Here is a 10,573-nt window from a genome sequence, read left to right as displayed (position 1 = left end):
GGAACTATATAGGGATTTTACATAAGAAGAACCGAGCACCGGCACAGATAGAGATAAACAATGCGAAGGGGGAGAAGCTGGTGTTGAAGCGTCGCTAAGGACGGGGTAGAAGTACCGAGCAGAAACCGGAGAGGTGCAGAAAGTACGGTGAGCCATAGTGGGCATCGTAGCGTGATAAAGGCTGCTTTAGGGATAAAACAGCCTTTGTTTTTGGGGAGCGTTATACATTTACAAGATTTCATCTTGCTATCAGTCTTAACAGGCAATAGACTACAGCATTTATTTTAGTTAGATATTGAGAAATGAGTTAAGATCAATGCAAGTTTCAGATTTTCATTTTGAGTTGCCGGACGAGTTGATCGCGCGCTATCCGAAAGCGCAGCGCACTAGCAGTCGTTTGTTGTGTTTGAACGGGGAGACCGGCGAGTTGCAACATCGTCAATTTGCTGATGTGCTGGATTTGGTGAACGCCGGGGATTTGTTGGTGTTTAACAATACGCGGGTGATTCCGGCGCGGATGTTCGGGCGTAAAGCCAGCGGCGGCAAGTTGGAAGTGTTGGTTGAGCGGGTGTTGAGCGAAAAAAGCTGTTTAGCGCACGTTCGTGCCTCGAAAGCACCGCAAGCCGGTTCACAGATCATATTGGGCGAAGACAAGCTGGGCGCAGGCAACGGCATTCTGTTTGTGATGAAGGCTCGTCACGATACGTTGTTCGAGCTGGAAGTGGTTGGCGAGGCGCCATTGTTGGCGGTTTTACAGCAAATCGGGCATATTCCGTTGCCGCCGTATATTGATCGTCCTGATGAAGAAATGGATCAGGAGCGTTATCAAACCGTGTATAACCAAGTGCCAGGCGCAGTGGCGGCGCCGACTGCCGGGTTGCATTTTGATCAGGCATTGTTGCAACAATTAACTGAAAAAGGCGTGAATTTTACCTTTGTCACACTGCACGTCGGTGCGGGCACTTTTCAGCCGGTGCGAGTAGAGAAAGTGGAAGATCACCATATGCACGCCGAATATGTGGAAGTCGGTGAGCAGACGGTAGAGGCGATTTTGGCGACTAAAGCCGCAGGCAAGCGGGTGATTGCGGTCGGCACAACCTCAGTACGCTCGATTGAAAGTGCGGCATTGGCGGCAGCGGAGAAGGATGAACCGCACTTGCTTGCCCCCTATTTTTCCGACACCACCATTTTTCTGTATCCGGGCAAGCCGTTTCGCGTGGTTGATGCCCTGATCACCAATTTCCATTTGCCGGAATCGACCTTGGTGATGTTGGTGTCCGCTTTCGCCGGTTATCAAAACACGATGCGTGCCTATCAAAGTGCGGTTGCCGAGCGGTATCGCTTTTTTAGTTATGGCGATGCGATGTTTATCAGCAAAAATCCAATGGTAAAAGGATTAGAATAAGTAAGAGAGGAGAGTACGGATAACCGCACTTTCCTGTTTAATCAATATCTTCGGACTGTTTTTCCGTTGAAGGAGCAAAAATGAAATATGAATTACATCAAACTGACGGACGTGCCAGACGCGGACGACTGACATTTCAACGTCCGCAGGGCGAGTTTAGTGTTGAAACACCGGCGTTTATGCCGGTCGGTACTTATGGCACGGTCAAAGGCATGACGCCGGAAGAAGTCAAGGCGACTGGGGCACAAATTTTATTGGGCAACACCTTCCATTTATGGCTGCGTCCAGGGCAAGAGGTGATGAAATTGCACGGTGATTTGCATGATTTTATGCAGTGGCACGGGCCGATTTTGACCGATTCCGGTGGTTTTCAGGTGTTCAGTTTGGGCGATATTCGCAAAATCAAAGAAGAGGGCGTGCATTTCCGTAACCCGATCAACGGCGAAAGAATTTTCTTGTCACCGGAAAAATCCATGGAAATTCAATATGATCTGGGATCGGATATTGTGATGATTTTCGATGAGTGCACGCCGTATCCGGCGGATTTTGATTACGCCAAAAACTCGATGGAAATGTCGCTACGTTGGGCAAAACGTAGCCGTGATCGCTTTGATGAATTAGGCAATAAAAATGCACTGTTCGGGATCATTCAAGGCGGTGTGTATGAAGAGTTGCGCAAAGTCTCGGTCGAAGGCTTGGTTGATATCGGTTTCGACGGCTATGCGGTTGGCGGTCTGGCGGTTGGCGAGCCGAAAGAAGATATGCACCGAATTTTGGAATACGTTTGTCCACAAATTCCACAAGACAAACCACGTTATCTGATGGGCGTCGGCAAGCCGGAAGATTTGGTAGAAGGCGTGCGACGTGGGATCGATATGTTCGATTGCGTGATGCCGACCCGTAATGCACGCAACGGACATTTGTTTACCGCCGATGGCGTCATCAAAATCCGTAATGCCAAATACCGTGATGATACCTCACCGTTGGAAGCGGAATGCGATTGTTATACTTGTAAACACTACAGCAAAGCCTATTTGTATCATTTGGATAAGTGCGGTGAGATTTTGGGTGCAAGATTAAATACGATTCATAATTTACGCTACTATCAACGGTTGATGGCACAACTGCGCGAAGCGATTGAAAAAGGCGAATTAGAACAGTTTGTTGAACAATTTTATGCCAGAATCGGCAAGCCGGTGCCGCCGTTGAATCAATATCATGCCTTTAGCGAAGTAAAATAGGGCTGGCAACGAAGAAGCTTTTCACTTTAAGGCTTTTTTATGCTATTTTTAGCAGGCTTAAAAACGGACACGGCTAGCCAGAAATCAAGACAGCGGTGTCCGCTAAGTTTTATTCACTCGATTTTTTCAATTAACTTTAGAAGGATAAGAAATGGACGCTCAACAAGGTGGTGGAATGCAAATGATCTTTATTTTGGTCATTTTTGCCTTAATTTTTTATTTTATGATTTTCCGCCCGCAAGCCAAGCGCAATAAAGAACACCGTAATTTGATGGCATCTCTGGCAAAAGGCGAAGAGGTGTTAACTAGCGGTGGTTTAATCGGTAAAATTACCAAAACTTCAGCAGAAAATGATTATATTGTGATCGCATTAAACGACACAACTGAAGTGACAATCAAAAGAGATTTCGTTGTTGCCGTTCTTCCGAAAGGTTCAATGAAGTCGCTGTAATTTTTCTCTTCCATACCATTAAAAAGGGTATTAATTGTGTTAAATCGTTTCCCTTTATGGAAGAATCTGATGGTGATCATTTTGGTCGCCATCGGCATTTTATATGCTCTTCCAAATCTTTATGGTGAAGATCCTGCGGTGCAGATTTCCGGAACGCGCGGACAGCAGGCGGACAACACCACTTATCAACAAGTTCAACAAGTTCTACAGCAAAATCAACTGCCGGTTAAATCTTTGCAACTAGAAAACGGCTCGGTGTTGGCAAAATTCGGCAATACTGACGAGCAATTGTTAGCGAAAGACAAATTAGCTGAAAGCTTAGGCAGCAGCTATTCCGTTGCCTTGAATTTAGCACCGGCAACGCCGGGGTGGCTGGAGGCGATTGGCGGCAGCCCAATGAAACTCGGCTTAGATTTACGTGGCGGTGTGCGCTTCTTGATGCAAGTCGATATGAATACCGCACTTGAGAAGCTGGAAACACAACGACAAGATATGTTGCGTACTGAACTGCGTAAAGCTCGAATTCCTTATAGTAATATTCGTACTGGCGACAACTATTCGACTATTGTCACCTTAGGTGAGCAGGCGCAGGCTTCAGAAGCGCAAAGTTTGATTCGGCGTAGTAATCCAGATTTAACGGTAACAAGCAACGGCAACCTGTTGACCGTGAATATGACCGAAGCTGATTTGGCACAGGTGCGTGAGCATGCGATTGAGCAAAATTTAACGATTTTGCGTAAACGGGTTGAAGAGTTGGGCGTTGCTGAGCCTATAGTGCAGCGCCAAGGTGCCGAACGTATCGTGATCGAATTGCCGGGGGTGCAGGATACTGCGCGTGCCAAAGAAATCCTGGGCGCGACAGCAACATTAGAGTTTCGTTTGGTGAATACCAATGCCAGCGCTGATGCCGCTGCGCGTGGCTTAGTACCATCTGATTCCGAAGTGAAAAATGATCGTGAAGGGCGTCCGGTGGTGTTATACCGCCGTGTGATTCTGGGCGGCGAACATATCACTGGTGCAACTTCAGGCAGCGATCATACTACCGGACGACCAGAAGTGAATATCACCCTTGACAGTGAGGGTGGCAATCTGATGGCAGCAGCTACTCGTGATGCAATCGGTAAACCGATGGCGACGCTATATAGCGAATATAAAGAGAGTGGTCGCTTAGACGATAAAGGCACGCCGATTCTTGAGAAACACGAAGAAGTGATCAACGTCGCAACGATTAATGACCGCCTAGGCAGCCGTTTCCGCATCAGTGGCATTGACAGCCCGGCGGAAGCATTAAACCTTTCGGTGTTGTTGCGTGCCGGTGCCTTGATTGCCCCTATTCAAATTGTGGAAGAGCGGACAATCGGACCGTCATTAGGGGCGCAGAATATCGCACAAGGTATGGAAGCCAGCGCTTATGGCTTGCTGTTTACCATTTTGTTCATGATTGTGGTCTATCGTAAATTCGGGATTATCGCTAACATTGCTTTGGTACTGAATATCGTGCTGTTAATCGGAGTACTCTCTTTGTTGCCGGGGGCGACGTTGACCATGCCGGGCATTGCCGGAATCGTCTTGGCTGTTGGTATGTCAGTTGATGCTAACGTTTTGATTTTTGAACGAATAAAAGAAGAGTTACGCAACGGGCGCACGGTACAGCAAGCGATTCATGAAGGCTATAACGGTGCATTTAGCAGTATTTTTGATGCGAACTTAACCACTATTTTGACTGCGATTATTCTATATGCAGTTGGAACCGGCCCGGTTAAAGGTTTTGCTATTACGTTGTCATTAGGGGTTGCAATCTCGATGTTTACCGCGATTACCGGAACACGTGCGATTGTCAATTTCCTTTATGGTGGCAAGCGCATTAACAAATTATCGATTTAGTGGTGAGGATTGAATTGTGAATGTAAAAGCAAAACAAACGATAGAAATCGAAAATGGCGTTAAATTGGCACGCAAAGTTGTGCCGTTTATGAAATATCGCCCTTTGGGCTATATTTTTTCGGTAGCTGTAGTTGCCATATCGCTGTTTTTTGTGATCACCAAAGGATTTAACTGGGGATTAGATTTCACCGGCGGTACAGTGATTGAGGCAACGTTCTCGCAACCTGCCGATTTGCCGAAAGTGCGGTCTGTGTTGGCGGAAAATGAGTTTACTAGTGCGATTGTGCAGGCTTCCGGCGGCACACGAGATGTGATGATCCGTTTACCGTCCGCAGACGGCGATACCACCATCGGACCGAAAATAATCAATATCCTACACGGCATTGATGCACAAGCAACTGTCAACAGTATTGAGTTCGTTGGACCGAATGTCGGCAAAGAGCTGACTGAAGCCGCAATTTATGCCACGTTGGCAACCTTAATCATGCTATTGCTATATGTTGGATTGCGCTTTGAATGGCGCTTGGGAACTGGCGCTATCTTGGCATTGGCGCATGATGTTATTGTGACACTGGGCGTATTTGCGGCATTACAGGTAGAGATCGACCTTACTTTTGTCGCTGCGATTTTATCGGTTATCGGTTACTCACTGAATGATAGTATCGTGGTATTTGACCGAATCCGCGAAAACTTTCGTAAAATCCGCCGTATTCCAGCGGTAGAAATTATTGATATTTCTCTAACACAAACGCTTGCCAGAACCTTGATGACCTCCGCTACCACATTGGTCGTGGTCTTGGCGCTATATATTTTTGGCGGATCAAGTATCCATAACTTCTCATTGGCGCTATTAGTCGGGATTGGTTTTGGAACTTACTCCTCAATCTATATCGCCACTTCGTTGGCATTTGATTTAGGCTTGAGACGGGAGCATATGCTACCACCAAAAATAGAAAAAGAAGGCGAAGATCAAGACGCGATCATGCCGTAAAAGGCATAATATCGCAATAAGATCAATGAACTGCTATGAATCTGCACCCCAAAAGTTGGAGCAAACTTCCAACTTAGTAAGGTGCAGATTTCTCTGAGCAAATAGACTTAAATATTCAAGCCGCAATTTGTTGACGTATTGCCTGAATGCCTGCGGTTTCCGCTTTCGCCACATCATATTCAGACCGCACTTTGGCATAATTGGCTTGCGAGGTTTGTGTCAGTTCCGGCGTTTGCTCCATAACAGCGTTAAATTCATCCCCACGAAATACGCCGGAAGCCAACGCTTGACCAAATTGTGTTAATGCCGCCTCTGCACTTGCTGCACTAGCTCCTGAAATTGCAACGGCTTTTGATACGGTATCGGTCAGTGCTGCAACTTGCCCTTGACTAATTCCTAGCTGCTGTGCATTTTGTGCAAAGCGTTGATAGACCTGTGCGGTAGCACTCACCGCTTGGCTTGTTCGGGCTGAAATATCAAATACTGCCTGCATTGCTCGCGCACTTTCTACTGAGCTTGAGGTAACCAATTTCATTCGGTTACTCATTTCAGTATAAGCATCGGCGTATTGAATAAGGGACTTACCCACACTAAGCCCTTTAGCTCCAATAAATCCCTTTGTTGCCCATTGACTGGCTTTTTCTAAACTTTTTAGGCTTTTTTCAACTTGATTTAATGACTTTTGTGTGCGATTTGCAAATTTTTGCGCCTGATATTCCGCTTTGCCCAAGCCGTTAATAAAGTGGATGCTATCCAAACCCAATGCAATGTTTAATGCACCTAACGATCCCGCCATGATTTTCTCCCAATAAAAAAGCCACCGCTTGGTGGCCTTAATGCAAAAGCCCCGCTTATGCGGGGCAATAGTCAACTATCTTTATCTCTGAGTTGAAGTACAAACATCCAAACCACAAAGATAGCAAGTAATGTGTATAAAATATTCGCCAGTGTTTTAGGAGTAATATTCAATATCGCAACGAGAAGATCTAGCAAGGGGAACATTATGCCGTACATGACCGCACACATAAGTAGAACAATACCAGTGTACTTAATGATCGGCTTTAGAAACATAAAAAATAAGTATTCCATATTACCTCCTATTCACCATCTCTATATCTAAACCGTACCAAATTTCTGTTGATTTTTCAATGAAATAATCCCTTAATCGCCGTTGTTGCCACGGTTTTTATCAAGTCAAACGAGAGATCGACACCTTTTGTTTCATGTTAAATTCCTTAGATGATCATCGGTTTTGGGGTAGTAATCCAATCAAAAAGGCTACCTAATGGCAGCCTTTGAGAATATCAAAATTGAATATAGTTAATCATTTTGTGGTTGTTGGTTTTGCTTCTCTAAAATTTGAGCCTTCCCGCGATTAACTCCGGCAAAGTAGCCTAAAAGTACGGCTCCTCCGATTTTAATTAATTCCATCGCAATTTCTGTCTTGCCTGAGTTCATTGAAAAAATCAAAACGACGGCAATGACGATTGCGAGAACACCCCAAAGAAGGAATTTGGTTTTTTGGTTACTTAAAAATACATCGCGGCTTTTTAACTCAATTTTTTCTTGCGAAGCAATAGAGGCAAGAGCGATGTTCTCATTAGAGTGAATTTCGTCTTTACGAACCAAAAGTTCATCACGTTTAACTGCAATTTCTTGTTGCTGTAAGACGAAAAAGTCTTTAATAAATTCGTCTTTTCCCTCAACTTCTTGAGGTACATTTTGTATTGGTTCGCCGTTCATTATCTGTTCACCAATACCGGTATTTTATATTTAACCAAGAAACGCCCAAACCCAGATTTTCCAATCTCAGGTGGAATAAATACTACACTGTCAATATTGTTATTTTTACGATTGAGTTCAACATCTTTAAGATAGCCTTTAGGACTTAAATACCGCGCTTTTACAGGTGTTTTTAATGCTTTCATTTGCTCCTCCTATGTAAGGCTCAACTAACACAAAAAGCCTACCTCCAATCGCTGAAGGTAAGCTATGTTACTAAATATGTGTGTTAAAGAGCTAAATGCACTCATAAGATAACCTCATTAGCACATTTATGTACTGAATATTATCAAGTCTCATAGGATCTGGCAATAACAACCTGAGGTTTAAAGCATACCTTTACAACCTAGGCTCATAACAAATCAAGTCCCTCTAAGTGCGGTTGTGCCGCTTTGAATTTTTCAAACAGCGGTTTATATCGCTGCAAGTTCCAGTTAGCGACGTGCAGCCGTTCGTTCATATTGTACGCCTTGCGGTAGTTTAGCAGTTTTAAGGCGGCGAACAGTTCATCCCACTCTTTTTTCAACTTTTCTGTGTGAAAAGTGGCTAAATCCAACGATTTGATAAACAGTGTGAAATCAAAATCGTCCAGTGGGTGTTTGCGTGGCAGATAAACGATTTTTTCAACCGGCTTCTCTATGATTTTCTCCACTACTTTCTCGATGACTTTCGGTTCTGGTTGCAGAAACGGAGTTAACACACGAGTTGAAAATTGTTGATGAACACTGGTTTTGGCTTTTTCAAATAACGCTGAGTTTCTGTTGAAAATTTTTTCGCACGCTGTTGGGCTTTATCAATCGCACTTCTGAATTGTGTATTATTCATTCCAAGATCAATAATCATTACGACAACCGTACTAGTCATAAATTTCTCCCATAAAAAAACCTCGCGGGAGCGAGGTTCAGATTTAAATCGTAATATTAGTTAGTAAAGCCAATTGGCAAGATAGTCAATGCCGCCAAAGTACAGGAAAAGCAACAAGAACGGCAGACATATCAAGAACGCGAAATAGAATTTTTTTGATACCACACAGAAAAGTGCAATGACCCCACAAATGAGCCAATAAGCTCCTTTTGCCGAGAGGATATCCCCAATCGTAATACTATTTAACGTACCCAAGGCAAAAAGTATCAGCAGAGGAATACCTGCAACAATAAAAATCATTTTTGCCACATAGACCGCAAAAGTCGTTAAATCACCAGTAACCTGTCGCATATTATCCCCCTTATTGATTATTCAACCATCACAAATTAAACGATACCGTTTTTCCGGTTGGCAGTTTCACCGAGAGGTTTAAGACACCGCCCATCGCTTCCACATACCGTTTCACCGAAGAAAGCCGAATATCGTTGCCGCATTTCATCCGCAATCTCTTTAACTTAAGCTTGCTGTTTCGCCGGAAGCGCTGCTATTACGTCTTTAAAGTTTACGCTCATTATTTTGCTCCTGTTGAAATTGAGAGATAATCATCATAGGTTTGTTCTGCAAGGGCGATCATCGTTTTATAAAAGGTTCTTTCTTGCCTTTTTTATCACCACCACATAGCACAATTGCCTGTCGTATTATAGTGATCCAATAATCCCGCAGTCGGCTTTGGCAAATTCTTTGCTTTGCGGTTTGAGGGTTTTTAGTTGTTTATCGCTTAAACGAGGATTGATTTTGCCATTGTTTTAGCCTCATTCGAGCTTCAATATTTTGGTTTAATGTTCCCTCGAAAATGGTTACCTGTAATGAGGGAACATCAGACCCTGAACAATGACGAACAATAAAAAACAAAGAAAACCATTAAAACGGCTATTTGACTTGAATTTAAAGGGATTTTTTAGACTTTGTGAACGTTGGCGAACGTTAAAAAACAGTGAAGTGGCGGAGGAAGTGAGATTCGAACTCACGGAGGGCGTAAACCCTCGCCGGTTTTCAAGACCGGTGCCTTCAACCGCTCGACCATTCCTCCGCACGGTTGACTCTTAATGAGTGGCGCAGATAATACAAATTTCGCTGGGGCAAGTCAACAGTGAATTTCAAATATTTATTTTGGTTGAGGGAATTATAATCAAAGTGCGGTGTTTTTCGGCAAGTGTACAATTTTGTTGTCGATAATCGTTGATATTTCAGACATTAAAAAGCCCTGCATGGCAGGGCTTGGGAAATCAGCAGATTTGATTAACGACGTAAACCTAAACGTTCGATTGTCGTTGTATAAAGTGCCAGATCAGTACGTTTTAAGTAATCTAACAGTTTACGGCGACGAGAAACCATGCGTAACAAACCACGACGACCATGGTGATCTTTTTTATGGACAGAGAAATGTCCTTGCAAGTGGTTGATTTGTGCTGTTAACAAAGCGATTTGAACTTCTGAAGAACCAGTGTCTTTTCCGTCACGTCCAAATTCAGCAACGATTTTTGCTTTTGCTTCTGCGCTTAGAGACATAATAACTCCTAAAAAATTTTAGTTAAGATACATCAATAGCCGATCTCTAATTCAGCTACGACAGGGAAGGCGCATTTTACTGTGAGTTGTTGAATATTGCAACACTATTGTAAAAGTGGCGAGAGTGAGAGTTTTTGCAGTAAAAATAATTGATAATTATTATCAAATTTAAATTAGAATAAATCTACTTTAACGCTGTATTTTTTGAAATATATTCTGTATATTGCCAATTTATATAAAAATATTTTGACTAAAATTGTATTTTTTTGTACTTTCTAACAATATTAGAAAAATGATTAGACAGTACAGGAAGTTTATTATGCTTTATAACCGAGATGAGATCAGGGAGAACTGCGGTTTTGGTCTGATTGCCCATTTGGAGGGAA

12 protein-coding genes and 1 tRNA gene are annotated in these 10,573 nt (G+C 43.5%); 5 read left to right on the top strand and 8 right to left on the bottom strand.

Annotation, left to right across the window (positions count from 1 at the left end):
• Nucleotides 1-316 precede the first annotated feature (316 nt).
• From queA to secF, 5 genes are all read left to right on the top strand, one after another.
• Nucleotides 317-1,405: a tRNA preQ1(34) S-adenosylmethionine ribosyltransferase-isomerase QueA gene (gene queA, locus FHQ23_RS11095; RefSeq protein WP_139614378.1), complete on the top strand. Its 1,089-nt coding sequence runs from the start codon at nucleotides 317-319 to the stop codon at nucleotides 1,403-1,405.
• A gap of 80 nt (nucleotides 1,406-1,485) precedes the next feature.
• A complete protein-coding gene (tgt, locus tag FHQ23_RS11090) occupies nucleotides 1,486-2,646 on the top strand; it encodes a tRNA guanosine(34) transglycosylase Tgt (protein WP_139614377.1) in 1,161 nt (386 codons plus the stop codon).
• A 151-nt stretch (nucleotides 2,647-2,797) separates the two neighbouring features.
• Nucleotides 2,798-3,097, top strand: a complete 300-nt coding sequence (gene yajC, locus FHQ23_RS11085) for a preprotein translocase subunit YajC (RefSeq protein WP_139609623.1) — start codon at nucleotides 2,798-2,800, stop codon at nucleotides 3,095-3,097.
• 36 nt (nucleotides 3,098-3,133) lie between these two features.
• Nucleotides 3,134-4,981, top strand: coding sequence for a protein translocase subunit SecD (gene secD / locus FHQ23_RS11080; RefSeq protein WP_139614376.1), 1,848 nt, complete (start codon nucleotides 3,134-3,136; stop codon nucleotides 4,979-4,981).
• Between the two features lie 88 nt (nucleotides 4,982-5,069).
• Nucleotides 5,070-5,972: a protein translocase subunit SecF gene (gene secF, locus FHQ23_RS11075; protein WP_139614379.1), complete on the top strand. Its 903-nt coding sequence runs from the start codon at nucleotides 5,070-5,072 to the stop codon at nucleotides 5,970-5,972.
• 115 nt (nucleotides 5,973-6,087) lie between these two features.
• On the opposite strand, the gene FHQ23_RS11070 is transcribed toward secF, so the two are convergent.
• From FHQ23_RS11070 to rpsO, 8 genes are all read right to left on the bottom strand, one after another.
• On the bottom strand, nucleotides 6,088-6,768 hold the full coding sequence (locus FHQ23_RS11070; RefSeq protein ID WP_139614375.1) for a tape measure protein: 681 nt from the start codon (nucleotides 6,766-6,768) through the stop codon (nucleotides 6,088-6,090).
• Between the two features lie 524 nt (nucleotides 6,769-7,292).
• Complete coding sequence (locus FHQ23_RS11065; protein ID WP_139614374.1) at nucleotides 7,293-7,715, bottom strand: hypothetical protein; 423 nt, start codon at nucleotides 7,713-7,715, stop codon at nucleotides 7,293-7,295.
• Complete coding sequence (locus FHQ23_RS11060) at nucleotides 7,715-7,900, bottom strand: hypothetical protein (protein WP_139614373.1); 186 nt, start codon at nucleotides 7,898-7,900, stop codon at nucleotides 7,715-7,717. Before FHQ23_RS11060 ends, FHQ23_RS11065 begins: the two co-directional genes overlap by 1 nt.
• Nucleotides 7,901-8,106: 206 nt before the next feature.
• Nucleotides 8,107-8,406 carry a hypothetical protein gene (locus FHQ23_RS11055; RefSeq protein ID WP_139614372.1) on the bottom strand — a complete coding sequence of 100 codons (300 nt, stop codon included), beginning with the start codon at nucleotides 8,404-8,406 and terminating at the stop codon, nucleotides 8,107-8,109.
• 41 nt (nucleotides 8,407-8,447) lie between these two features.
• Nucleotides 8,448-8,618 carry a hypothetical protein gene (locus FHQ23_RS12440; RefSeq protein ID WP_176552314.1) on the bottom strand — a complete coding sequence of 57 codons (171 nt, stop codon included), beginning with the start codon at nucleotides 8,616-8,618 and terminating at the stop codon, nucleotides 8,448-8,450.
• 60 nt (nucleotides 8,619-8,678) lie between these two features.
• Nucleotides 8,679-8,969 (bottom strand): hypothetical protein, encoded by a 291-nt coding sequence (locus FHQ23_RS11050; protein ID WP_139614371.1) that lies wholly within the window; start codon nucleotides 8,967-8,969, stop codon nucleotides 8,679-8,681.
• Between the two features lie 649 nt (nucleotides 8,970-9,618).
• Nucleotides 9,619-9,708, bottom strand: a tRNA-Ser gene (locus FHQ23_RS11035).
• 209 nt (nucleotides 9,709-9,917) lie between these two features.
• Nucleotides 9,918-10,187, bottom strand: coding sequence for a 30S ribosomal protein S15 (gene rpsO / locus FHQ23_RS11030; RefSeq protein ID WP_084256242.1), 270 nt, complete (start codon nucleotides 10,185-10,187; stop codon nucleotides 9,918-9,920).
• Nucleotides 10,188-10,573 lie beyond the last annotated feature (386 nt).

It is taken from the genome of Testudinibacter crocodili (assembly GCF_006228025.1).
Lineage (GTDB): Bacteria > Pseudomonadota > Gammaproteobacteria > Enterobacterales > Pasteurellaceae > Chelonobacter.
The sequence above is the reverse complement of the archived record's forward strand: the minus strand, read 5'-3'. Positions and strand labels throughout refer to the sequence as shown.